Below are 22,958 nucleotides of genomic sequence, written 5' to 3'. Positions count from 1 at the left end.
CACCCCGAGGTTTCGAAGGTTACGGAGCGGCGCATGACGAGCACCTTCCCCACCATCTCCATCAGCACGGAGCGGTTGGTGCTGCGTCCCCTCGACGAGGACGACGTGCCCGCCCTGGCCGACATGATGAACGACGAGCAGGTCGCTGCCTGGACGGCCGTGCCCCAGCCCTACGACGAGGCGGCCGCCCGCCGTTGGATCACCGAGTACGCGCCCACCGAACGCACCGAGGGCCGCGGCCTCGACCTCGCCGTCACCGAGTTCCTCACCCAGCGCCTGGTCGGCGTCATCCAGCTCGCCAAGACCAACTGGCACGTCCGCTCCACCGAACTGTCGTACATCATCGCGCCCTGGGCGCGCGGCGAGGGCTACGCCTCCGAGGCGGCGCTCGCCACCGCCCAATGGCTGGTCCGCGACCAGAAGTTCGAGCGCATCGAGCTGCGCACGGCCGCCGACAACACCGCCTCCCAGCAGGTCGCGCAGAAGATCGGCTGTATCAGCGAGGGCGTGCTGCGCGGCGCCTGCATAGCGCGGGCCCGGGCCGAGGACGGCAGGTGGAACGAGGTGCGCACCGACTACATCGTGTGGAGCCTCCTCCCGGAGGACCTGGAGGGCCCCGGGGAGCACTTCGCGGAGAGCGGCGGTTTCACCTCGTACACCGACTGGAACTGACCCCCGCGCCGGTGCCACCACCGTTGCCGTGACCAACCGACCAGGTACCCTCACGGAGCCCGCTACCTGCGTGAACCCCGGGGGAGACTGACGACGATGGCCGACCGCGTCACGGTGATCGGATGGGACGGTTCGCCGCTGACCGCCGCGGCCCGCTCCGCCCTCGGTGCCGCCACGCTGGTGGCCGGCGCCCCCCACCACCTGACGCTGCCCGAGGTGCCGCCCGCGGCGGAGCGCGTCCGGCTCGGCAGCGTCTCCCTCGCCGCCCGCCGCATCGCCGGCCACCGTGGCACCGCGGTCGTCCTCGCCGACGGCGACCCGGGCTTCTTCGGCGTCGTACGGACCCTGCGCGCACCCGAGTTCGGCCTGGAGGTCGAGGTCGTCCCGGCCGTCTCCGCCGTCGCCGCCGCCTTCGCCCGGGCCGGCATGCCCTGGGACGACGCCCACGTGGTCGTCGCCCACCGGCGCACCCTGCGCCGCGCCGTGAACGTCTGCCGCGCCCACACCAAGGTCGCGGTCCTCACCTCCCCGGGCGCCGGCCCCGCCGAGCTCGGCCTGCTCATGGAGGGCGTGCACCGCACGTTCGTCGTCTGCGAGGAACTCGGCACCACCCGCGAACAGGTCAGCGTCGTCACCTCCGACAAGGCCGCCGACCACACCTGGCGCGACCCCAACGTCGTCATCGTCATCGGCGGTCCCACCGGGCCGGTCGTCTCCGGGGACAGCGGCTGGATCGCCGGCCGCGACCCGGGCACCGGCCCGCGCGGCTGGGCCCTGCCCGCCGAGGCCTACGGTGGCGGACTCGGCGAGGGTGAGGCGGAGCTGCTGCGGGCCGCCCAACTCGCCCGGCTCGGCCCGCGTGTCGGAGATCTCGTCTGGGACATCGGCTGCGGCAGCGGCGCCTTCGCGACCGAGGCGGCGCGGGCGGGCGCCGCCGTCCTCGCGGTCGACCGGGACCTCGAGGCGTGCGCCCGCACCGACAGCTCCGCGCGCCGCCACGGCGTCCAGCTCCAGATCGTCCACGGCACCGCCCCGCACGTCCTGGAGAACCTGCCCGAACCCGACGTCGTACGGGTCGGCGGCGGGGGAGCGGCCGTGGTCTCCGCCGTCGCGGACCGCCGCCCGCAGCGCATCGTCACCCACGCCGGGACCCGCGACGCCGCCGAACTCGTGGGCCGCGACCTGACCGAGCACGGCTACCGCGTCGAGTGCTCGCTCGTCCAGTCCGTCGAACTCGACACCCGGGCCTGGACGGAACGGGAGCGGAGCGTCGCCTTCCTCCTCACCGGAGAAATCGTCCGGTCCGCGTCGCCTCGCTGAGGCCGACGGACAGGCCGGGCGCGAGTGAGGGGTGAGTGAGGGGGGCGTGAAGGGCCTGTGCCGGACGAGCGCCGAGCAGGACGTTTCCGACCGCCGATCGTGACCCGCTGCGCCCTCCCCGTGATCCTGTTGTCGTACCGCGCGCGGTAAGCTGGCCGATCGTCGTACCGCTTCCGGTCGCCCGGCACTTCGTCGGTCAATGTCCGGAAAACGCATCCCTTTTGGGGTGGGTGTGGTACGGCAGAACCGGAGGACGCGCAACGTGGCGCAGTCCACAGCGGGGCGTCGCGGATCACGCTGTCGCGACGCGACTACGGCCGGGACAATGCCACTGAATGGCTTTGTCGCTTTTTCGGGCGGGTCGTTCGTGCCGCTGGGCACGGACGCTCGTTCTTCACTACGGGGCGGTCGGTGCGCCGCTCCGGGTGAGCTGGTCGTAGAGGCACTAACCGATGGGCGAGGGGTACGCATGACCGACACCGGCCAGGTCCCGGGCGAGGGACTGCCGGAGAGCGCAGGCATGGTGGAACAGCCGGGCGCCCCCGCGCACGGTGCGTTCACCTACCTCTCCGAGACCACCGCCGAGGACGAAGACCTGTTGCTGCTGCCGGGTGCCCAGAGCGCGTGGGGCAACGAGGTCGCCCCGCCCCCGCCGGAGCCGGTCGTCGAGACGGTGCACGAGCCGGGCCCGCACGAGACGGCGGGCCGCGACAGCGGTTCGGTCGACCTCAGCGCCGTCCGCCTCCCCGGCGCGTCGGCGCCCCAGGCGGCCCCGCGCCGCCCGCTGCATCTCGGCCCGCCGATCCCCGACGCCTCCGCGAGCCCGGTCCGCTCCCTCGCCGACCGCGGCCCCGCGGGCGCGCCGGTACGGCAGACCGGCCCGTCCGCGTCCGGCCCCGAGTACCTCGACACCCCGCACCTGCGCGAGATGCCGCCGCAGGGCGCGTCTCCCTGGGGCGCCGCGCAGCCGTCGGTCGAGTACGGGGCCACGGGTGCGGAAACGGTTATTCCGGCGGGCGTCGCGCCGTCGCAGCAGCGCGAGCCGGCCGGCGTGGCCCAGGCCGTCGTCGCCCGGGTGGCGACCGAGGCGATCGCCGCGACCGCCCCGCAGGAGGCCCAGGAGCCCCAAGAGGTCCAAGAGGTCCAAGAGGCCCAGGAGACCGAAGCCGTCGGCGGTGAGGCACCCGTATCGGCGCAGGCTGCCGCGGGCTACGGGGTCGTCGATCCCGGCGAGTTGCTCGGAGCCGCGATGATGGCGGAGGCGGAGCAGGTGCCCGCCGTCCCGCTCGCGCAGGCCGGGCAGGACGCGGCCGACGTCCCCCTCTCCGGAGACGACGGGACCGCCCACGGCACACCCGTTTCGGCCGTCGGCGCGCCGGTGGACGCCGCGCAGGTGCCGGAAGCCCCCCAGGGTCCCCAGGTCCCCGAGTCCGCGTACGCGGAGCAGCCGGTCGTCGCCGCCGAGGGCACCCCGCCGACCGAACCGGCCGTGGCCCAGGCATCCGAGATGGCGGAGCAGGCCGAGGTGACGGAACTCGCCGAGACGGCAGACCTCGCCGAGACGGCAGAGCCCGCGGGACCCACGGAGGCTTCTGACGCGAACTCCGTTGCGGAGACCCTCGCTCAGGCGGTCGACGCCGGGCAGGCGAGCCCGGTCGAGGAGCCGCGGCAGCCGGAACTCCAGCAGCCCGTGGAGCCCGTGGAGCCTCACGCGGGCCTCGGTGACACACCGGCCCAGGCCCACGAGGCGCCCGCGGCGGAGGCGGTCCCGGTCGCCGAGTTCGTCCCCGCACCCGGCACCGCTGCCGAAGTCCCCGTGCCGGATGCCGTCGTGGCCCTTGAGCCGACCTCCGCTGAGCCCACCCCCGCGCCCGCAGTGGCTCAGGTCCTCGAGCCTGTTGCGAATGCGCTCCCTGACGTGCCCGAACCGGCGGCTCCCGCCCCGGAGTTGCCCGGCCCGGTGGCCGAGGCGCCCGCGCCCGAGGCAACCTCCGTGCCGGAGGTCCCCGCGCCCGCCGCCGCTCCCGAAGCCGTCCTGCTCGTCGACGCCTTCGTGGCGTCCGCCGAGGTCGCCGCCGCGGCAGCCCTCGCCGAGCCGACCGCCCCGCAGGCCGAGCCCGCTCCGGAGCAGTCCGTCGAGCCGTCCCAGGACGTCCAGCCGACACCGCCGGCGGAACCCGAGCCGATCACGGAACCCGAGCCGCTGCCGGAGGTGGAGACTCCGCACGAGGCCCTCGCCCCGGCCGCCCACATCGCGGCCCCCGCGTCTCACATTCCGGAGCCTGTTCCCGGGACGGCCCCCGAGCCCGAGGCCGGACCCGCAGCGCAAGCCGAAGCCGCACCCGAAGCCGAGGCCGAACCCGCGTTCGCGACGGAGGCCCCGGTCGGCCGGTCGGAGCCCGCCCCCGCAGCAGCCCTCGCGGAACCGGAGCCCGCATCGGAGCCGGCGTCGGCGATGGAACCGCAGCCGGAACCGCCGTCGGCGGAGTCGCCCGTCGAGGCGCCCCCCGCGCAGACCGTCCCCGAGCCCGTGGCCGTCGCGGTCCCCGTGGCCGTGGACGCCACGGCCACCCCGCAGCCGGCCCAGCAGGAGCACCCGCACGCGCACCCGCAGCTCGTCCAGGAGCCGGTGACCGCCCTCGCGTCGCCCGCCGCCCCCGTGGCCGCCCGGCAGGAGCAGCCCGACCGGCCGGACGGGTCGGCGTCGCCGGACCAGCCCCTGGGCCGGTTCGTGGCGGTCGAGGGCATGGTGCCCAGCGCCCCGCTCCTCGCCCCGACCCCGCCGCACCCCCTGGTGCTCCCCACACAGGAGCAGGCCGCCTACCCGGTGGCGGAACAGGGGCAGACCGCCGAGGCGGCCGCCGCCCCGCCCACCGTCACGGTCCCCGCCCCCCGAGGCGCCGACCCCGCTCCCGCCCCGGCGACCCCGGACACGGAGCCCGAGACCGGCATCGACCCCGATGTCGCACAGAGCCCGGAGGACCTGGAAACCAGGGCCGCCGACCAGGAAGAGAGCCCGGCCGCAGTGGAAGAAGTCCGTGAGTCCACCGGCCCCGCCGCGCCCGCGTACGACGACGCCGAGCGCGAGGCCGTTCTGAAGGTCATGCGTGAGCGCCGGGACATCCGCAACGGATTCCGCTCCGACCCGATCCCGCACGAAGTACTGCTGCGTGTCCTGGAGGCCGCCCACACCGCGCCCTCCGTCGGTCACTCGCAGCCCTGGGACTTCGTCGTCATCCGTTCCGCCGACACCCGGCAGGCCATGCACGAACTGGCGACCCGGCAGCGTGACGCGTACGCGAAGTCGCTGCCGAAGGGCCGGGCGAAGCAGTTCAAGGAACTGAAGATCGAGGCCATCCTCGACACTCCGGTGAACATCGTCGTCACCGCCGACCCGACCCGCGGCGGCCGCCACACCCTCGGCCGGCACACCCAGCCGCAGATGGCGCCGTACTCCTCGGCGCTCGCGGTCGAGAACCTCTGGCTCGCCGCCCGCGCCGAGGGCCTCGGCGTCGGCTGGGTCAGCTTCTTCGACGAGCGGGAGATGGTCCGCGCGCTGGGTCTGCCCGAGCACCTCGAAGTGGTCGCGTACCTGTGCGTCGGCTACGTCGACGAGTTCCCGGACGAACCCGAGCTGATGCAGGCCGGCTGGGCCAAGCGCCGGCCGCTGTCCTGGGTCGTCCACGAGGAGACGTACGGGCGTCGCGCGCTGCCCGGCGAGGACCCGCACGACCTGCTCGCCGAGACCGTCGCCAGTGTCCGCCCGCTGGACGCCAAGGCGCTCGGCGAGGCCTGGGAACGGCAGAAGCGCATGACGAAGCCGCCGGGCTCGCTCGGCATGCTGGAGATCATCTCCGCGCAGCTGTCCGGCCTGTCCCGGCAGTGCCCGCCGCCGATCCCGGAGCCCGCGGCCGTGGCGATCTTCGCCGGCGACCACGGGGTGCACGCGCAGGGGGTCACCCCCTGGCCGCAGGAGGTGACGGCGCAGATGGTCGCCAACTTCCTCGGCGGGGGAGCGGTCTGCAACGCCTTCGCGACCCAGGTGGGCGCCGAGGTCTGCGTGGTGGACGTGGGCGTCGCCGCCGACCTCCCCGCGACCCCCGGTCTTCTGCCCCGCAAGATCCGCGCGGGCACGTCCGACATGACCACCGGCCCCGCGATGACCCGCGAGGAGGCCAAGCAGGCCATCGAGGTCGGCATCGAGACCGCCCGCGACCTGGTCGCGGCCGGCAACAAGGCGCTGCTCACGGGCGAGATGGGTATCGCCAACACCACGGCGTCCGCGGCCCTCATCTCGGTCTTCACGGGCGCCGACCCGGCCGAGGTCACCGGCCGCGGCACCGGTATCAACGACGAGACCCTCGCCCGCAAGACCGAGGTCGTGCGCCGTGCGCTGGAGGTCCACCAGCCGGACCCGGCGGACCCTATCGGCGTCCTGGCCGCGCTCGGCGGCTTCGAACACGCGGCGATGGTCGGCCTCCTCCTCGGCGGCGCCTCCCTCCGTACGCCCGTGATCCTGGACGGCGTCAGCGCCGGTGCCGCCGCCCTGGTCGCCCGTGCCATCGCCCCCGAGGTCCTCGCGGCCTGCATCGCGGGCCACCGCAGTGCCGAACCCGGTCATGTCGCGGCCCTGAACAAGCTGGGCCTGCGCCCCCTGGTCGACCTCGACCTCCGCCTCGGCGAGGGAACCGGCGCCCTGCTCGCCCTGCCGCTGGTGCAGAGCACCGCCCGGGCGATGCACGAGGTGGCGACGTTCGATTCGGCGGGCGTCACCGAGAAGTAGGGCCCACTCAGGGGCCGGCGGGCACGCGCTTGTGCTGCCCCCGGCCCCGCCGCATGCTGAAGTCACCTCTAAAATGCGCACGTCAGGGCCGCTCCAGAGCCGCAGCGCCCACCCTCTGCTCTCTGCCCGTACGAGGAGCCGCACCCTCATGGCCGAACACCCCGCCTACCCCGTAGGCCTCCGTCTCTCCGGCCGCAGGGTCGTCGTCCTCGGCGGCGGCCAGGTCGCCCAGCGCCGGCTCCCCGCGCTGATCGCGGCAGGCGCCGACGTCCACCTCGTGTCCCCCGGAGCGACGCCCTCGGTGGAAGCGATGGCGGACACGGGCGAGATCACCTGGTCGAGGCGCCCGTACGCCGACGGCGACCTCGCCGATGCCTGGTACGCCCTCATCGCCACGAGCGACCCCGAGGCGAACGGCCGGGCCTCCGCCGAAGCCGAGGCGCACCGCGTGTGGTGCGTCCGCTCCGACGACGCCGACGCCGCGACCGCCTGGACCCCGGCGACCGGCCACAGCGAGGGGGTCACGGTCGCCGTGCTCACCACCGACGCCCGCGGCCGCGACCCGCGCCACACCGCCGCCATCCGTGACGCGGTCGTCGAGGGGCTGCGCGACGGCACCCTCGTCGCCCCCCACCACCGCACCCGGACCCCCGGGGTCGCGCTGGTCGGCGGCGGTCCCGGCGACCCGGATCTGATCACGGTCCGCGGACGTCGCCTCCTCGCCGAGGCGGACGTCGTCATCGCCGACCGGCTCGGCCCGCGCGACCTCCTCGCCGAACTCCCGCCGCACGTCGAGGTGATCGACGCGGCGAAGATCCCGTACGGCCGGTTCATGGCCCAGGAGGCCATCAACAACGCGCTGATCGAGCACGCCAAGCAGGGCAAGTCGGTCGTCCGCCTCAAGGGCGGCGACCCGTACGTGTTCGGCCGTGGCATGGAGGAGCTCCAGGCCCTCGCGGAGGCCGGCATCGCCTGCACCGTCGTGCCGGGCATCTCCAGCTCGATCTCGGTGCCCGGCGCGGCCGGCATCCCGGTCACCCACCGGGGCGTCGCGCACGAGTTCACGGTGGTCAGCGGGCATGTCGCTCCCGACGACGAGCGGTCCCTGGTCGACTGGCCTTCCCTCGCGAAGCTCACCGGCACCCTGGTGATCCTCATGGGCGTCGACAAGATCGGGAAGATCGCCGAGACGCTCGTCGCGCACGGCAAGTCGCCCGACACCCCGGTCGCCCTCGTCCAGGAGGGCACGACGGCCGCCCAGCGCCGGGTGGACGCGACGCTCGCGACGGTCGCCGAGGCGGTCCGTACGCAGGAGGTCAGGCCTCCCGCGGTGATCGTCGTCGGCGCGGTCGTCGCCGTCGGCTCGCGGAGCTCCGAGTAACCGCGGGTAACACAACCGTTCCGAGCCGTTGGCACCGCACCCAGGACAAGGCAGTATCACCCCTGTGGCCGATCTCATCACCGTTGAGGACCCCGACGACCCGCGCCTGCGCGACTACACCGGCCTGACCGACGTCGAACTGCGCCGCAAGCGCGAGCCCGCCGAGGGCCTGTTCATCGCCGAGGGCGAGAAGGTCATCCGCCGGGCCAAGGACGCCGGGTACGAGATGCGCTCCATGCTGCTCTCCGCCAAGTGGGTCGACGTCATGCGCGATGTCATCGACGAGATCCCGGCACCGGTCTACGCCGTCAGCCCGGAGCTCGCCGAACGGGTCACCGGCTATCACGTCCACCGCGGCGCGCTGGCCTCCATGCAGCGCAAGCCGCTGCCGGCCGCCGCCGAACTCCTCCAGGCCGCCCGCCGGACCGTCGTCCCGGGGCGGGTCGGCGACCACCCCGTGGAACCACCGGACGACGCGGGCCAGCGCGTCGCCGTCTTCGAGGGATTCGTCGACCACGCGAATCTCGGGGCCGCCTTCCGCAGCGCCGCCGCCCTGGGCATCAAGGCGATCCTGCTCTCACCGGACTGCGCCGACCCCCTCTACCGGCGGGCGATCAAGGTGTCGATGGGCGCCGTCTTCTCGGTTCCCTACGCCCGGTTCGACGCCTGGCCGGCCGGGCTCGACGTCGTGCGCGACGCCGGGTACGACATCCTCGCCATGACCCCGGACGAGAAGGCGACCCCCCTCGACGAGCTGAGCCCGGCACGTTTCGAGAAGAGCGCCATCCTGCTGGGCTCGGAGGGGCACGGACTCTCCACGTACGCTCTGCGGGCGGCGGACGAATGGGTGCGCATCCCCATGTCCGCCGGGATCGACTCCCTCAACGTGGCGGCCGCCTCCGCCGTCGCGTTCTACGCGACCCGGCCGAGGATTTCCTGAGGATCGGACCCGGCCGTGGAACGAGGGCCGGACGGCGCGACGCCTCCGGCCCTCACCCGCGCACGGCCGCGGTCAGCGGTGGTGGCACTCCCAGTGCCCCTTGACCCACTGGTGGTCCCAGTGGCCGGGAACGTAGACCCACTTGTAGGTGTAGTGGTTGTCCCAGTGGCCGTGGTGCCAGGTCTTGTGATTGACCCGCTTCTTCTCCCAGTGACCCTTCACCCACTTCTTCTCCCAGTGGCCCTTCACCCAGTGGCACTTACCGTCGTGGTCGGTGGTCACCACGGTCGGAGCGGAAGCGGGAGCGGGAGCCGCGGTCGCCGCACCGGACATGCCGAGCACGGCCCCTCCGGCCAGTAGGCCCGTCGCGGCGGCTCCGGCCACCAGGCGGCGGGCTCGCAGGAAAGCGGTCATCGGACACATCTCCCTTGAACGTCGAGCGAAGAACACATCCGGCGAGGTCACGCCGCTCCCGTCCACCGGTCGCGCCGATGGCGTGGTGTGGATCCGGGAGGAACGACCTCGTCTCGCTGTGTCGGACGCGGGGGATTCGGACCCGAAAGCGGGACGGATGACGACAAACCCGAAAAATGTCGGAACGGCATAAACGTCGCGGCAGCGCAAAGGCCGCGGACATCCCGGCGGGGGGCCGCGGAACGCGCGGCCCCCCGGCTCGCCCGGCCGGGTGAGAACCTGAGGCTTTCGTGTACAACACGGCGGCATCCGCGTGCTGTGCGGCTACGAATCCCCTGCGAACAAAAGCCGTCCCCGACGAGTCGTTCCAGGGGAGCCCTCATGTCCACCACCACGTCACTGCCGACGGCACCGCCGACGACGGCGCGTTGTGCCGTCGCCCTGCCGCACTCCCGGCGGGCCCCGTCCCTCGCCCGTCAGGTCAGTGAGAGCTGGCTGAAGGCGACCGACCCGGTCGATCGCGTGCCGGACGCGGTCCTCGTCGTATCCGAACTCGTGACCAACGCGGTCCGCCACACCTGCGGTCCCTGCCTGCTGACGCTGACGATCCGCGACGGCCGACTGGACATCGCCGTCGCCGACCGCAGCGAGGAGCTTCCCGAACTCCACCGCCGTTCGGCCGGCGACGAGCGCGGCGGCTTCGGCATGGGGGTCATCCGCGGACTGGGCGGACAGATCCGGCTGGTCCCCGCGATCGGCGGCAAGACCGTGCACGTCCTGCTCGACCTGAGATCCGCGCGCGGCCCGTCCCTGGAGCGGTGAGGAACCTCCCGGTGCAGGTCTCTTCCCTCCGCACACGCCGCGGGCGGGCCGTCCGAACCCAGCACGAGGCACGAGGGGAGCAGGGCTTTGCCGCACAGCTTCGATCCGGACGCCCGAGTGGAGGACCTGCTGGCCCGGGTGGCGGGTGGCGACCATGACGCGTTCACCGGCGTCTACGACGCGCTGTCCGGCAGTGTCATGGGACTGGCCTGCAGGATCCTGCGGGACGTCGCGCAGGCTGAGGAGGTGACCCAGGAGGTCATGATCGAGGTCTGGCGCACCGCGGACCGCTACAGCCCCGAGCGGGGAACGGCGAAAGCCTGGGTCCTCACCGTGGCCCATCGCCGGGCGGTGGACCGGGTACGTTCCGCGCAGGCGGGCTCGGCCCGCGAGCACCGCACGGTCACCCTCGAGCCGCAGCGGCCTTTCGACGAAGTGGCCGAGATCGTCCAGGACCACGACGAGCAGCGGCGGCTCCACCGCTGTCTCACGGCGCTGGCACGCCAGGAGCGCGTGCCGCTGATGCTCGCCTACTACCAGGGCCTGACCTACCTCGAGGTCGCCGACGCGCTCTCCACCCCCGAAGGAACGGTGAAGTCCCGAATGCGCGCGGGGCTCCGGCGACTGCGCGCGTGTCTGGAGGCCGACTCATGACACCTGAGGAGGATCGTCACCTGGCCGTCGGCGCGTATGTTCTGTACGCCCTGCCGCCCGCCGAGGAGTCCGCGTTCGAGAACCATCTCGCCGGTTGCGAACAGTGCCGCCGGGAGGCCGCCGATCTCCTTCGGGCCACCGCCCGGCTCGGCGCCTCGGTGCAGAGCGTCCCGGTGACTCCGCAGGCACGTGCCCGCACCCTTCAGGCCGTCGCGCACACCCGTCAGGACCGCGTCCCGGACCGCTCACGGGCCCCCGCCCACCGGGTGCTGCGCCTCGCGCTCGCCGCGAGCATCGCGGCGGCCGCCGTGCTCGGCGGCATCGCCGTCCGGCAGCACGTCGAGGTGGACGACGCGCGCACCCGGGCGGTCCGGGCCGAGCAGCAGGCCCGCACCGCGGGCGCCGCGATCACCGAGGTCCTCACCGCCCCCGACGCCACCGTCCACACCGGAAGTCTGACCGGCGGGATCACCGCCGCCGTCGTGGTCTCCCTCGACCAGGCGCGGGCGGTCTTCGCCGCATACGGTCTTCCCGCCCTGACCGGCGGCAAGGTCTACGAGCTCTGGTACGCGGCCGAGGCGGGCGATGTCCGCTCGGCGGGCCTGGTGACCGGCAGCGCGCCGAACGGCTCCCACGTCCTGAAGGGATCGCCCGCCGACGCCGTCGCCGTGGGGATCACGGTCGAACCGGCCCGCGGCTCACCGCAGCCCACCACCGAGCCCCTGGGCATCATCCCCCTCACCGCCTGACGCGGCCCCGGCCACTCTCCCGGCGGCCCGAGGGTTCGGCTCCGGGTCAGTCCCCGAGGGGCTCGCCCGGCTGCGGACGGAGGTGCTGCTGTTCCTGTCGTACGACGCCGCCGTCGCCGCCGAGCCCGCGCGCCGGACCCTGGCAGCCCTGGACGACGGCGATGCCGAGCGCGACCAGCAGGGTCACCACGACGAACACGAACAGCCGCTGGCGCAGCAGCCGCGGATTGGCGGGACGCCGCCCGGTTCCCGTGGTCCTCGGCCCCGGGCGCCGGGCCCCGCCACGGGACGCGGGCCGGTTGCCGCTGCCGGGGCGGGTGTTGCGCGAGGGAGCCGGCCGGGCCCCCGACCGCGACGACGAGACACCGCCGCCCCGCGCGGCATTGCCCCCGCGAGCAGGCGCTCCGCCTCGTGAAGGAACCGAACCGCGCGAGGGCGGCGCCCCGTTCCGCGGCGGCGGAGTACCGGGTCCGGCCTGCTGGCGCAGCGTGCGCTCCGGGTAACCGGTGTCGGAGAGCCGACCCGTCGGACGATCCGCCTCGGCCGCCCGAGGCGCCGGAGGACGCGCGTCCGCCAGCCCCTGGGCCTCCCGGGTCGCGATCTCCTTCAGACGCAGGGAGAGATCGAGGGTGCTGGGCCGCTCCTCCGGGTCCTTCGCCAGACAGGCGCGCACCAGCGGGGCCAGCGCGTCCGGCACACCGTGCAGATGCGGCTCCTCGTGCACCACGCGGTACAGCATCACCTCGGAACTGCCGTGCCCGAAGGGCGAATCGGCCGTCGAGGCGTAGGCGAGCGTGGCGCCGAGCGAGAACACGTCGGTGGCCGGGGTGACCAGCGCCCCGCGCACCTGCTCGGGCGCGAGGAACCCGGGGGAGCCGACCGCCGTACCGACATGCGTCAGCGTGGAGGCGCCCGTCGCCCAGGCGATGCCGAAGTCGATGATCCGCGGGCCCTTGGGCGAGAGCAGGATGTTGGAGGGCTTCAGGTCCCGGTGCACCACCCCGGCCTCGTGGACGGCGACCAGCCCCTCCGACAGCGCGGCTCCGATCGAGGCCAGCTCGGCGGCCCCGAGCGGCCCCTCGTCGTTGACCTTGTCGTGCAGGGAGGGCCCGGGCACGTACTGGGTGGCGAACCAGGGCCGCTCGGCGTCCAGATCCGCCGCGACCAGCCGCGCCGTACAGCCGCCCCGGATCCGGCGAGCGGCCGACACCTCGCGCGCGAACCGGGACCGGAACTCCTGGTCCTCCGCCAGATCGGGCCGGATCACCTTCAGCGCGACCCGCTGCCCCTTCTTGTCGGAACCCAGGTAGACGACGCCCATCCCGCCCGCGCCGAGCCGTCGGTGAAGCCTGAACGAGCCGACGACGCGCGGGTCCTCGCGCCTCAGGCGCATCATCGCCATGTTCATCCCCGCTGCCCGGTCCGTGTGACGTGGCACAGCTTACGTTTCCCCGGCCGTTCGCGCGCAGAGGCCGCGCCCTCTCGTACCGATCGATTGTCCGTGCCCGGCGGGGAATGTGAAGGGTGATCAGAGACCGTGCGAACAGGCCCGCTTTGGCGATCACCCGGCCCCAACCACCGCTCCCGGACGGCGGATTGATCCCGTGGCAGGTGACCGTGCGCGGACCGGCTCCGACGTCGGCGACGGGAGGCCGACCCGGGGGGTGACGGCCCGCCGGGCGGCCTGACGCGGGACGACGGCGGTACGGCGGAGGTCGGCGGAGTGAGCGAAGTCACGGCCCCGGGTCCCGCCCCACGCCCGGAGGCGGTGCGGGGTGTCCGGCCCGGACCGGGGAGCCCCTCCGGGAAGACCCTGAGACCTAGGACCATCTCTCCACCCAGGGGAGTACTCCGCAGGTCATGGCTCATCCTCCGGGAGGCCCGGCAATCGGTACGAGGGCATGACGCCCGGCGGCCGCCCCGCGCCTAGATTTGAGGTCAAGCGGCGGGTGCAGCACTCGTCCCCCGAGGTCAGACACCCGCCGCTGCCAACGACAACTGATCAGGTCAGGAGAGGGACCATGGCTCTTACGGCACCGCGGACGACGTTCCGCGCACAGGGACGCGGTACGCGCCCTCGTCGCACGGGCCGCCGCCACCCCTTGGTGGCGACGCTCATGGCCCTTCCTCTGGCGGTCCTGCTCCTAGTCGTCTTCGACGGCTGGGAGACAGTGGCCACACAGGCGTCGTCCGTGGGAGTGATGCTGGGGCGCTGAGCGGCGACCCCAGGCCCGGAAGAGCGGTTCGGGCGGGGACATCCACCCATGAAACCCCGTGGGGACGGGGGTGCGGCGGACGGCAAAAAATGCAGGCGCAGCTGGGGAGCTGCGCCTGCATTGCTTTTCCCGGCCACCCGCGCCGCCTTCTCCGGCGGCCCGCGCCCCCTCTCCCGGCCGCCCGCGACCGAGATGCCCCCGCGATTTCGCCGACGCCGGCTGCGTACCCTCGCGAGGAAGACCCGCACGCCGCCGCCCAGGGAGCCCCGTGACCGCGCACCCCCTGCTCACCGAGCTCTCCCGCCGGGCCGGCGCCAAGGCGCACGAGGCCACCCCGGCCTGTCCCTGCGGCGCGGCCACCCTCGCCGACCGCCCCGACGCCACCGTCGTCCGGCATGCCGACACCGTCGCGAAGGCGCACGCCCCCGACACCGACCCGGCCGGACTGACCCCACGCCTCGCCCTCGCCGCCCGGCTCCCCGACATCCTCCTCCCGCCGCTCGCCCCGGCTCCGGCCGCGCTCCACGGCCGTCTGGTGACCTTCTGGCCGTACGGCACCCCGGTGGACCCGGACGATCCCGACCTGGCCCCCTGGGAGGCCGCGGGCACCCTGCTCGCCCGGCTGCACCGCACCCCCGCTCCGGCCGCGCTCCCGCGGATGCGCGGTCCCGCCAAGGCCGCCCACGCCGTGGCCCGCCTCCGCGCGGCCGGACCGCACCCCGCCGTCGCCCCCGTCCTGGCCGCCTGGCACGCGCTGCCCGCCTGGGCCCGCGCCGAAGCCCCCATGCCCGACACCACCACCCTCTGCCACGGCGACCTCCACCTCGGCCAGCTCGTCCGCCATCCGGCACCCGACGGGCCCTGGCGCCTGATCGACGTCGACGATCTCGGCGTCGGCGTTCCGGCCTGGGACCTCGCCCGCCCCGCCGCCTGGTACGCCTGCGGTCTCCTGCCGCCCGAGGAGTGGACCCGCTTCCTCGCCGCCTACCGTGCCCAGGGCGGGCCCGCGGTCCCGGCGGACGGCGACCCCTGGGCCGCCCTCGACGTCCCGGCGCGCGCACTCACCGTGCAGACGGCGGCACGTTCTGTGACGAAGTCGCTCGCGCAGGGGCGGGCGTTGGACGAGGTCGAGCAGTGCCTGGTCGACGCCTGTGCCCGAATGGGTTCCGTCCCCCCGCAGTTGACGGCCGGCCGGGCGAAGTAGGGTGCAACCGACCGCAGCCGGACAGTGTCTGTCCTGGCGGTACGCGAAACAGCACCGACCGGCGAGGAGTTGAGCCGAACCATGCAGTGCCCGAAGTGTCACGCTCAGATGCACACGTACAACCGCAACGGCGTCCAGATCGAACAGTGCAGCAACTGCCGCGGGATCTTCCTCGACTACGGCGAGCTGGAGGCGCTGACCCGCCTGGAGTCCCAGTGGTCCCAGCCGGGCCCGCCGCCGCCGGCCGCCCCGCAGGCGTACCCCCAGGCCGCCCCGGCAGCGCCCGCCTGGGGTGCTCCGCAAGGCGGCGCTCACTACGGCGGCCACCACGGCGGGCACCACCGTCAGAAGGGCTTCGGCCGGATGCTGTTCTCCAGCTGAACCGGAACCGCAAGAAGCCCCCGACCGCGAAGGCGGCCGGGGGCTACTTGATGTGTGTGGACGATACTGGGATTGAACCAGTGACCTCTTCCGTGTCAGGGAAGCGCTCTCCCGCTGAGCTAATCGTCCTCGGGGCCACGACCCGAGGGGCGTGTACGTCGCGTGCGCGATACTGGGATTGAACCAGTGACCTCTTCCGTGTCAGGGAAGCGCTCTCCCGCTGAGCTAATCGCGCGGGTTCGGATCTTCGAACAGATCCAGTGGACGATACTGGGATTGAACCAGTGACCTCTTCCGTGTCAGGGAAGCGCTCTCCCGCTGAGCTAATCGTCCTTGGAGGTGGAGACGGGATTTGAACCCGTGTAGACGGCTTTGCAGGCCGTTGCCTCGCCTCTCGGCCACTCCACCAGGAGTGCGGGGGTTCGGGATGATCCCCCTCTTCCTGCTTTCTGCGAGCGGACGACCAGGTTCGAACTGGCGACCTCAACCTTGGCAAGGTTGCGCTCTACCAACTGAGCTACGTCCGCATGTCGTTTCGGTCGGCTCTCGCGTCCCGGCGACGTGTTGAACTCTAGCGGATTCCCGGGCCAGTACAAAAACGCGTTTGTGCAGCGTGCTGCGCTGTGCCTGCTCGCCGACCTGGTCAGGGGCCCCAGGCCGCGACGTACGGGACATGCCCGGACCGCCTCTCGAGTGACCCGCCATACACTCGACCACGTGCTCGACCTGCCTCCTCTCGCCCGTTTCGGCACCCGTGTCGCGACCGGCCTCCTCGACGTGACCAGCGATCCCGCGGCCCTCGACTCCACGGGTTTCTGGGCTGTCTGTGCCGATTTCGAGGGCCGTCCGGTCTGTGCGCGCTTCGCCGACGTGCGCGAGGAACCGGTGCCCGCTCCCGTGCCCGGGGCGTGGCGAGGGCCCTCGGTCGGTGACTGGTCGTCATCGCTCGACCGCGCCGCGTACACGGCGGGTGTGCGTCGCATCCGGGAGCACATCGCGGCCGGCCGGGTGTACCAGGCCAACCTCTGCCGGGTCCTGACCGCGCCGGTCGCGTCCGACGCCGACGTGGACGCGCTGACCGCCCTGCTGGCCCGCGGCAACCCGGCGCCGTACGCAGGAACGATTCGTCTCCCGGCGCACGGCATAGAGACGGCCACCGCTTCGCCAGAGCTCTTCCTGCGCCGTGACGGCCGGGTCGTCGAGTCCGGGCCCATCAAGGGCACCGGACGCACCGAGGCGGACCTGCTGGAGAAGGACTACGCCGAGAACGTGATGATCGTGGACCTCGTCCGCAACGACCTCGGTCAGGTCTGTGCCACCGGCAGCGTGACGGTCCCCGATCTGTGCGCCGTGGAGAAGCACCCGGGTCTGGTCCACCTCGTGTCCACGGTCCGCGGCGAGCTGCGCGCCGGCGCCGGCTGGCCGGAGCTGCTCGACTCCGCCTTCCCGCCCGGCTCGGTCACCGGCGCCCCCAAGTCCAGCGCCCTGCGGATCATCGACGCGCTGGAGACGGCACCGCGCGGCCCGTACTGCGGCGGCATCGGCTGGGTCGACGCCGACCTGGGGACCGGCGAGCTGGCGGTCGGCATCCGCACCTTCTGGATCGACCGCGCCCCAGGGGGCGCGGCTGTCCTGCGCTTCGGCACCGGCGCGGGCATCACCTGGGGCTCGGACCCCGAGGCCGAGTGGGAGGAGACCGAGCTGAAGGCCTCCCGACTGCTCGCGGTAGCGTCGGGAACGTACGAGGCCGAAGGAGAGGGACTGACGTGAAGATCTGGCTCGACGGCGGGCTGCAGGACACCGAGTCCGCCCGCGTCTCCGTCTTCGACCACGGACTGACCGTGGGCGACGGCATCTTCGAGACGGTGAAGGCGGTGGACGGTGTGACGTTCGCGCTGACCCGCCATCTCGACCGGCTGACCCGCTCCGCGCGCGGTCTCGGTCTGCCGGACCCCGACCACGACGAGGTCCGCCGCGCCTGCGCCGCCGTCCTCGAGGCCAACCCGATGCCGCTCGGCCGGCTGCGCATCACCTACACCGGCGGCCACGGCCCGCTCGGCTCCGACCGCGGCGAACACGGCCCCACCCTCGTCGTCGCCCTGGGGGAGACCACCCGGCGCGCCGATTCCACGGCCGTCGTCACGGTCCCCTGGACCCGCAACGAACGCGGCGCGCTCACCGGCCTGAAGACGACCTCATACGCCGAGAACGTCGTCGCCCTGGCCCGCGCCCACCAACACGGAGCCACCGAGGCGCTGTTCGCCAACACGGTCGGGCAGCTCTGCGAGGGCACCGGGTCCAATGTGTTCGTCGTCCTGGACGGAGAGATCCACACCCCGCCGCTTGCCTCCGGCTGCCTCGCGGGCATCACCCGCGAGCTGACCGCCGAGTGGACCGGCGCCAAGGAGACCGACCTGCCGCTGGACGTGCTGGAGCGGGCCGAGGAAATCTTCCTCACCTCCACGCTGCGGGACGTCCAGGCCGTTCACCGCGTCGACGACCGTGAACTGCCGGGCGCGCCGGGGCCGGTGACCGCCAAGGCGATGCGGATCTTCGCCGAGCGCGCCGCCGACGATCTCGACCCGTAGGGCCGCGTCCCGCACCCCTGACGTCCCGGACCGGAACCGCAAGGACCGGGAAAACAGGCTGACGTTGCTCGCCTGGGTGGGTAGAAAGCCCCTGATGACCACGACCCTGCGGCCGACCGAGCCGCTTCAGCACGCCGCCGACGGGGCACTGTCACGCCACTACCAGGTGTGCGTGAACAGCCGCCCCGTCGGAGCGGTCCAGCTCTCGACGTCCCCCGTGTTCGGCCCCCGTGTCGCTCAGATCGCCGACCTGCGCATCGAGGAACCGGACCGCGGGCGCGGGCGCGGCACGGTGGCCGCGCTGGCCGCCGAAGAGGTGGCCAGGGGCTGGGGCTGCAAGCGGATCGAGGTCAGGGTGCCCGCCGACGCGGGGACCGCGCTGCGGATGGCGGTGGCGCTCGGCTACGTCCACCGCGACCGCGGCATGGAGAAGGCGCTGGGTGCCACCGCTCCCCGGCTGCCCGGGGGCAGCCGGGGCAGGCCCATGACGGAGGCCGAGTACCTGCCCTGGTTCGAGCACGGCGTCGCGTCCTACGCCCAGGACTGGACGGATCGCGGGGTGCCCGAGGACGAGGCGTGGGCCAGGTCGCGGCGGGACCACGAACTGCTGCTGCCGCAGGGCCGGGCGACGGAGAACATGCTGTTCAGCGTCCTGGAGCAGGAGGGCACCCGGGTCGGCACGCTCTGGGTGGCGTTCGTCGGCGACAAGGCGTTCGTGTACGACGTCGAGACCGACGAGGCCTTCCGCGGCCGGGGCCACGGACGTTCCCTGATGCTGCTGGCCGAGGCCCAGGCGATCGCGGCGGACCAGCGCGTTCTCGGCCTCAACGTCTTCGCCGGCAACACTCCGGCCGAGCGGCTCTACGAGTCCCTCGGATATCTGCCCGTGGGTTACTCGATGTACAAGAACCTGCTCTGAACCGGCCCGCGCGGGGCTCGGCTCAGGCCTGCTCGGCCAGCAGCCGGTCGGCGATCTCCTCGATGCGTTCGCGCAGCCCGTCCTGGCTCTTGCCGCCGTCGAGACGTTCGCCGCCGATGACGTAGGTCGGGGTGCCGGTGATGCCGATCGCCTTGCCCTCGGCCTGGTCGGCGTCCACGATCAGGATGTGCCGTCCGTCGATCAGGGCGGTGTCGAACTCCTCGGCGTCGAGCCCGAGTTCACCGGCGACCGCGACCAGGAAGGGTTCTCCTCCACGGTCCAGCTCCTCGACCCGGGCCAGCACGGCCTCGACGTACGGCCATCCCTGCCCCTGCTCCAGGGCCTCCTCGGCGGCCTGCGCTGCGGCGAAGGCGTGCTGGTGCTTCTCCAGCGGGAAGTGCCGAAGCCGCAGCTCCAGCCGGTCGCCGTACCGCTCGCGCAGGGCGCGCAGGTCGTCGAGGGCGCCGCGGCAGTCCGGGCACTGGAGCTCGCACCAGACGTCGAGGACGACGGCGGGACGGGCGGCCGCCGGACCGGGGGCGGCGGCGGAGGTCGGGGACGAGTCGTTCATGACGCCAGTCTTCCAGTCACCGCCCGGCCGCCCCAATCCGGACCTCCGGTCGCCCGGCCACGGCGCTCTCGGCCGGACCGGAGGGACGCGTCGGTCCGGCACCTGCGGAGGAGCCGACCCGGAGATGTCCCTGATGTCCGGCCGGAGCATGGCCCGCGAGCGGTGCGCAGGTGCAGGATGGAAGGGACGAGGCGCGGGGCCGCCGGCCGCGGTGCCGAGTCGCTGTGAATTTCTGCCCGAGTGAGCCCACGCCTGGAGGACCGGATGATTGCCGAGACCGTCTGTTCCGCAGCCGCCGTGGCCGGCCTCGGCATCGCGGTGGTCACCGCCTATCGCAAGCGCTTCCTGGCGGCCGCCCGCATCGCCGCCTACGCCCTGGTGCCGCTGGGCCTCGTGATGACCGGTGTCGTCGAATGGGCAGCCGACACCGCCTTCAGCCCGACGGCCTGGGCGGGCTTCGCCGTGCTCGGCGGGGCCTGGGCCCTGTTCGCCACCACCCGCACCGTGGAGCGCCGTCGCGGCGGCACCCGCAAGGAGCGCAGAGCGGCGGCCCGCTCCGCGCGGGCCGAGGCGGTGGCCCCCGCCGCCTCCGCGCCCTCCCTGGGCCAGGCCTCCCGCCCGGCGTCCCGTCCCGCGGCCGCACCCCGCCCGACCGGCGGCGCCGACGACTTCAGCGACATCGAGGCCATCCTGAAGAAGCACAACATATGAGCCGGGGCCGCTGAACCCGGGGCCGCTGAACCCGGGGCCGCTGAACCCGTGGCCGATGAACCCCTGGCCACGGGGTGGCTCGGGCGTTTGAAACGACACAGTCGGCCTGCCCGTGCGCGGAAGTGATCACGGCACGACAGCGACGTCATGGAATCCGGCGCACTCCCGCTCATTCCGGGCGCGTGATCGCGCGAGGGGCGTCACCTGCGTCATCATCGCCCGCGAGATGCTGGACACGACACAGAGCGACGCCGCGCCGCCGCAGGACGAGCCGCGCGGGTGCCTCTTCGCCCTTTCCCAGCCACCGCTGATGATCTTTCTAGCGGTGATCGGGTGTCTGTTGCTCATGGCTTCGCTGCATGATCTGCTGCTGCTCTGAGCCGTACCCGCGGTCCCCGGCGTCACCCGCCGGGGCCGCGTCGGCATCGAAGGACGGCCAGGGACGGTCAAGGACGGCTCAGGGACGCCCAAGGGGCGTCGAGGGGCATCGCCGGGTGAGGCCGGGGACCGCGAGAGGGACCCCGCGCGGTGAGGCCGGCCCTCAGCCCGCCGCCTCCTTGCGGCGCGCCCGGTAGGCGGCCACGTGCAGGCGGTTGCCACAGGTGCGGCTGTCGCAGTACCGGCGGGAGCGGTTACGGGAGAGGTCGACGAAGGCGCGCCGGCAGTCCGGGGCCTCACAGCGCCGAAGCCGTTCCTGCTCCCCGGCCACCACGAAGAACGCCAGGGCCATCCCGCAGTCGGCTGCCAGATGGTCGGCGACGGAGGCGCCGGGCGCGAAGTAATGCACATGCCAGTCGTAGCCGTCGTGATCCGTGAGGCGTGGCGTGGTGCCCGCGGCGGCGACCAGTTCGTTGATCAGTCCGGCGGCGGTCCGCGGGTCCGAAGCCGCGAAGATCCCGGCGAACCGCCCACGGATCTTGCGCACCGCGGACAGGTCGAACTCGGACAGCACGCCGACGTCACTGATCTCGTGCTTCTCCACGAAATCCGCGAGGGCGGCGACATCCGGCAGCGCGTCCGGAGTCGTGTCGTCCTCCGGTGCGGTGTTCACCAGTTCCACCACGGTATCGAGCGCACACCGGGTGTCGTGGGTGATCAGCACATTTCGCTCCCTGGCCTGGGGGTCGGGCGAGCGCCCGCCGATGCTGGCCGATGGTAGCCGCACCGGGCCGTCGAGCAACGGCCACTCGGGGACCGGATCCCCGACGTCCGGCGTCGCGAGGCCGGGGGAGCCCCGCCCGGACGTGCCGCGCGCACGCCGACGCCGCCCCACGGGAGACCCGTGGCACGGCGTCGGCGCATGCCCTATTCGGTTGTCCTGGCCCGAGCCGTCTCCCCGAGTGGACGGCGCCGGGCAGCTCGGTGTGAGCCTCGCCCTAGCTCTCCGCCAGGATGTGCGAGAGCTCCTGATCGAGATCGAAGTGCCGGTGTTCCGTGCCAGGAGGCACGGCGGCGTCCGTCCGCTTCAGGAAGGACTCCAGGGCCCGCGCAGGGGCCTCCAGCAGGGCTTCGCCCTCGGGAGAACTCAGGGCGATGCAGACGACGCCCTGACCGTGACTGCGCGACGGCCAGACACGGACGTCGCCGGTGCCCGTGGGCCGGTGCAGGCCCTCGGCGAGCAGGTCGCGGGCGAACACCCACTCGACGGTCTCCTCGGCACCGGTGTGGAAGGTGGCGTGCACGGCGTAGGGGTCGGCCGTGTCGTACCGCAGGCCTGCGGGGACAGGCAGGGAGGACTCGCTCGACACAACGAGGCGCAGGTGCAGCTCGCAGCTGACCGTGGTGTTCATAAGCGCCAGGGCCTTTCGCTCAGTGTGCGCTCGGGGATTCGCACGTCGGCGAAATCGACATGCCACCTACGGTGCCGTTGTAAACCCCTCTGAGTGTTTTGCGTGCCTTTACGTAACCCTTCTGGCCGACAGTGCGTTCGCCCGGTACCACCATTCCGGTGACCGGATTCTCTCGGGTAAGGTCAGGCTGTATGAACACGGGGAGTGACGAGTCGGGCGAGGCGGTCGTGACGGCGGACAGGTCGAAGCCGGGTGATGCGGCGGAGGACCAGCAGGGCCAGGGGCTCGGCTCCAGGGCGCCCGAATTCGTCAAGGCGCGCCGCATGCTGCACCTGAGCTGGCAGGTCGGGGTCTTCGTGATCGGCCTCGCCGTGGTGGGCGCCGGCATCGTCATGTTGCCGCTGCCGGGTCCCGGCTGGGTGGTGATCTTCGGCGGCATGGCGATCTGGGCGACCGAGTTCGTCTGGGCGCAGCTGGTGCTCCGCTGGACCAAGCGCAAGGTCACCGAGGCGGCCCAGCGCGCGCTCGACCCGAAGGTCCGCCGGCGCAACATCACCCTGACCGCGATCGGGCTCGTGATCATCGCCGTCCTGATGGGTGTCTACCTGTGGAAGTTCGGCCTCGAGATGCCCTGGAAGATCAAGGACCAGTGAGCCGCCGCTGAGGCGCGGGGGAGGCCCGGACCTGGTCACAGCCACCCTCTGACATGGGGTAATGTTCTTCCTGCGTCCGGGCGATTAGCTCAGTGGGAGAGCGCTTCGTTCACACCGAAGAGGTCACTGGTTCGAACCCAGTATCGCCCACCCGGAACGTCGGCCCGCCTGCTCGGGCGTCAGCCCGTAC

At 73.0% G+C, this 22,958-nt stretch carries 22 protein-coding genes and 6 tRNA genes; 18 read left to right on the top strand and 10 right to left on the bottom strand.

Annotated elements, in window-relative coordinates:
* Positions 1-33 precede the first annotated feature (33 nt).
* The 5 genes from ACFVYS_RS17915 (at position 34) to ACFVYS_RS17895 (ending at position 9,096) form a co-directional block, all read left to right on the top strand.
* Positions 34-672: a GNAT family N-acetyltransferase gene (locus ACFVYS_RS17915; protein WP_267020852.1), complete on the top strand. Its 639-nt coding sequence runs from the start codon at positions 34-36 to the stop codon at positions 670-672.
* A gap of 96 nt (positions 673-768) precedes the next feature.
* The gene (gene cbiE / locus ACFVYS_RS17910; protein WP_389503020.1) at positions 769-1,992 is read left to right on the top strand and encodes a precorrin-6y C5,15-methyltransferase (decarboxylating) subunit CbiE; all 1,224 of its coding nucleotides are present in this window, start codon (positions 769-771) and stop codon (positions 1,990-1,992) included.
* A gap of 469 nt (positions 1,993-2,461) precedes the next feature.
* On the top strand, positions 2,462-6,775 hold the full coding sequence (gene cobT / locus ACFVYS_RS17905; protein WP_389503019.1) for a nicotinate-nucleotide--dimethylbenzimidazole phosphoribosyltransferase: 4,314 nt from the start codon (positions 2,462-2,464) through the stop codon (positions 6,773-6,775).
* Positions 6,776-6,923: 148 nt separating this feature from the next.
* A complete protein-coding gene (cobA, locus tag ACFVYS_RS17900; RefSeq protein WP_389503017.1) occupies positions 6,924-8,156 on the top strand; it encodes a uroporphyrinogen-III C-methyltransferase in 1,233 nt (410 codons plus the stop codon).
* 64 nt (positions 8,157-8,220) lie between these two features.
* Entirely contained in the window at positions 8,221-9,096 is an 876-nt protein-coding gene (locus ACFVYS_RS17895; RefSeq protein ID WP_389503015.1) for a TrmH family RNA methyltransferase, read from the top strand.
* A gap of 72 nt (positions 9,097-9,168) precedes the next feature.
* Here the strand turns inward: ACFVYS_RS17895 and ACFVYS_RS17890 are convergent, their stop codons facing one another.
* Entirely contained in the window at positions 9,169-9,510 is a 342-nt protein-coding gene (locus tag ACFVYS_RS17890; RefSeq protein WP_142269403.1) for a hypothetical protein, read from the bottom strand.
* A gap of 381 nt (positions 9,511-9,891) precedes the next feature.
* Here ACFVYS_RS17890 and ACFVYS_RS17885 point away from each other — a divergent pair, with 381 nt between their 5' ends.
* The 3 genes from ACFVYS_RS17885 to ACFVYS_RS17875 all read left to right on the top strand — a co-directional run bounded on the left by ACFVYS_RS17885 (position 9,892) and on the right by ACFVYS_RS17875 (position 11,735).
* The gene (locus ACFVYS_RS17885; RefSeq protein WP_389503013.1) at positions 9,892-10,332 is read left to right on the top strand and encodes an ATP-binding protein; all 441 of its coding nucleotides are present in this window, start codon (positions 9,892-9,894) and stop codon (positions 10,330-10,332) included.
* An 87-nt stretch (positions 10,333-10,419) separates the two neighbouring features.
* The gene (gene sigK / locus ACFVYS_RS17880; protein ID WP_389503011.1) at positions 10,420-10,986 is read left to right on the top strand and encodes an ECF RNA polymerase sigma factor SigK; all 567 of its coding nucleotides are present in this window, start codon (positions 10,420-10,422) and stop codon (positions 10,984-10,986) included.
* The gene (locus ACFVYS_RS17875; RefSeq protein WP_389503009.1) at positions 10,983-11,735 is read left to right on the top strand and encodes an anti-sigma factor domain-containing protein; all 753 of its coding nucleotides are present in this window, start codon (positions 10,983-10,985) and stop codon (positions 11,733-11,735) included. Before sigK ends, ACFVYS_RS17875 begins: the two co-directional genes overlap by 4 nt.
* A gap of 46 nt (positions 11,736-11,781) precedes the next feature.
* Here ACFVYS_RS17875 and ACFVYS_RS17870 read toward each other — a convergent pair whose 3' ends face one another.
* Positions 11,782-13,143: a protein kinase gene (locus ACFVYS_RS17870; RefSeq protein ID WP_389503262.1), complete on the bottom strand. Its 1,362-nt coding sequence runs from the start codon at positions 13,141-13,143 to the stop codon at positions 11,782-11,784.
* Between the two features lie 613 nt (positions 13,144-13,756).
* Between ACFVYS_RS17870 and ACFVYS_RS17865 the strand changes: the two genes are divergently transcribed.
* From ACFVYS_RS17865 to ACFVYS_RS17855, 3 genes are all read left to right on the top strand, one after another.
* The gene (locus ACFVYS_RS17865; protein ID WP_389503007.1) at positions 13,757-13,951 is read left to right on the top strand and encodes a hypothetical protein; all 195 of its coding nucleotides are present in this window, start codon (positions 13,757-13,759) and stop codon (positions 13,949-13,951) included.
* Between the two features lie 268 nt (positions 13,952-14,219).
* Positions 14,220-15,155: a phosphotransferase family protein gene (locus tag ACFVYS_RS17860; protein ID WP_389503005.1), complete on the top strand. Its 936-nt coding sequence runs from the start codon at positions 14,220-14,222 to the stop codon at positions 15,153-15,155.
* 81 nt (positions 15,156-15,236) lie between these two features.
* A complete protein-coding gene (locus ACFVYS_RS17855) occupies positions 15,237-15,536 on the top strand; it encodes a zf-TFIIB domain-containing protein (protein ID WP_037735185.1) in 300 nt (99 codons plus the stop codon).
* A 57-nt stretch (positions 15,537-15,593) separates the two neighbouring features.
* On the opposite strand, the gene ACFVYS_RS17850 is transcribed toward ACFVYS_RS17855, so the two are convergent.
* The 5 genes from ACFVYS_RS17850 to ACFVYS_RS17830 form a co-directional block, all read right to left on the bottom strand.
* Positions 15,594-15,665, bottom strand: a tRNA-Val gene (locus tag ACFVYS_RS17850).
* A gap of 34 nt (positions 15,666-15,699) precedes the next feature.
* A tRNA-Val gene (locus ACFVYS_RS17845) sits at positions 15,700-15,771 on the bottom strand.
* Positions 15,772-15,797: 26 nt separating this feature from the next.
* Positions 15,798-15,869: transfer RNA gene (locus tag ACFVYS_RS17840), tRNA-Val, on the bottom strand.
* Between the two features lies 1 nt (position 15,870).
* A tRNA-Cys gene (locus ACFVYS_RS17835) sits at positions 15,871-15,944 on the bottom strand.
* Between the two features lie 46 nt (positions 15,945-15,990).
* Positions 15,991-16,063, bottom strand: a tRNA-Gly gene (locus ACFVYS_RS17830).
* 190 nt (positions 16,064-16,253) lie between these two features.
* Between ACFVYS_RS17830 and ACFVYS_RS17825 the strand changes: the two genes are divergently transcribed.
* The 3 genes from ACFVYS_RS17825 (at position 16,254) to ACFVYS_RS17815 (ending at position 19,043) form a co-directional block, all read left to right on the top strand.
* Positions 16,254-17,306, top strand: a complete 1,053-nt coding sequence (locus tag ACFVYS_RS17825) for a chorismate-binding protein (protein WP_389503003.1) — start codon at positions 16,254-16,256, stop codon at positions 17,304-17,306.
* Positions 17,303-18,124, top strand: coding sequence for an aminotransferase class IV (locus tag ACFVYS_RS17820; protein WP_389503001.1), 822 nt, complete (start codon positions 17,303-17,305; stop codon positions 18,122-18,124). Before ACFVYS_RS17825 ends, ACFVYS_RS17820 begins: the two co-directional genes overlap by 4 nt.
* Before the next feature lie 94 nt (positions 18,125-18,218).
* Positions 18,219-19,043 (top strand): GNAT family N-acetyltransferase, encoded by an 825-nt coding sequence (locus ACFVYS_RS17815; protein ID WP_389502999.1) that lies wholly within the window; start codon positions 18,219-18,221, stop codon positions 19,041-19,043.
* Positions 19,044-19,065: 22 nt separating this feature from the next.
* Here ACFVYS_RS17815 and ACFVYS_RS17810 read toward each other — a convergent pair whose 3' ends face one another.
* Entirely contained in the window at positions 19,066-19,614 is a 549-nt protein-coding gene (locus ACFVYS_RS17810; RefSeq protein ID WP_389502997.1) for a DsbA family protein, read from the bottom strand.
* A gap of 264 nt (positions 19,615-19,878) precedes the next feature.
* On the opposite strand from ACFVYS_RS17810, the gene ACFVYS_RS17805 reads away from it, so the two are divergent.
* Together ACFVYS_RS17805 and ACFVYS_RS17800 are read left to right on the top strand one after the other, a co-directional pair.
* Entirely contained in the window at positions 19,879-20,325 is a 447-nt protein-coding gene (locus ACFVYS_RS17805; protein ID WP_389502995.1) for a hypothetical protein, read from the top strand.
* Positions 20,326-20,551: 226 nt separating this feature from the next.
* Positions 20,552-20,704, top strand: a complete 153-nt coding sequence (locus tag ACFVYS_RS17800; RefSeq protein WP_020128804.1) for a hypothetical protein — start codon at positions 20,552-20,554, stop codon at positions 20,702-20,704.
* Between the two features lie 162 nt (positions 20,705-20,866).
* On the opposite strand, the gene ACFVYS_RS17795 is transcribed toward ACFVYS_RS17800, so the two are convergent.
* Together ACFVYS_RS17795 and ACFVYS_RS17790 are read right to left on the bottom strand one after the other, a co-directional pair.
* Positions 20,867-21,427 carry a CGNR zinc finger domain-containing protein gene (locus ACFVYS_RS17795; protein WP_389502993.1) on the bottom strand — a complete coding sequence of 187 codons (561 nt, stop codon included), beginning with the start codon at positions 21,425-21,427 and terminating at the stop codon, positions 20,867-20,869.
* 274 nt (positions 21,428-21,701) lie between these two features.
* A complete protein-coding gene (locus tag ACFVYS_RS17790) occupies positions 21,702-22,115 on the bottom strand; it encodes an SsgA family sporulation/cell division regulator (RefSeq protein WP_004002642.1) in 414 nt (137 codons plus the stop codon).
* A gap of 191 nt (positions 22,116-22,306) precedes the next feature.
* On the opposite strand from ACFVYS_RS17790, the gene ACFVYS_RS17785 reads away from it, so the two are divergent.
* Together ACFVYS_RS17785 and ACFVYS_RS17780 are read left to right on the top strand one after the other, a co-directional pair.
* Entirely contained in the window at positions 22,307-22,768 is a 462-nt protein-coding gene (locus ACFVYS_RS17785) for a TIGR02611 family protein (RefSeq protein ID WP_389502991.1), read from the top strand.
* 78 nt (positions 22,769-22,846) lie between these two features.
* Positions 22,847-22,918: transfer RNA gene (locus ACFVYS_RS17780), tRNA-Val, on the top strand.
* Positions 22,919-22,958 lie beyond the last annotated feature (40 nt).

The organism is Streptomyces sp. NPDC058295 (genome assembly GCF_042880655.1).
Classification (GTDB): domain Bacteria; phylum Actinomycetota; class Actinomycetes; order Streptomycetales; family Streptomycetaceae; genus Streptomyces; species Streptomyces coriariae.
This window is presented reverse-complemented; position numbering and strand designations above follow the sequence as displayed.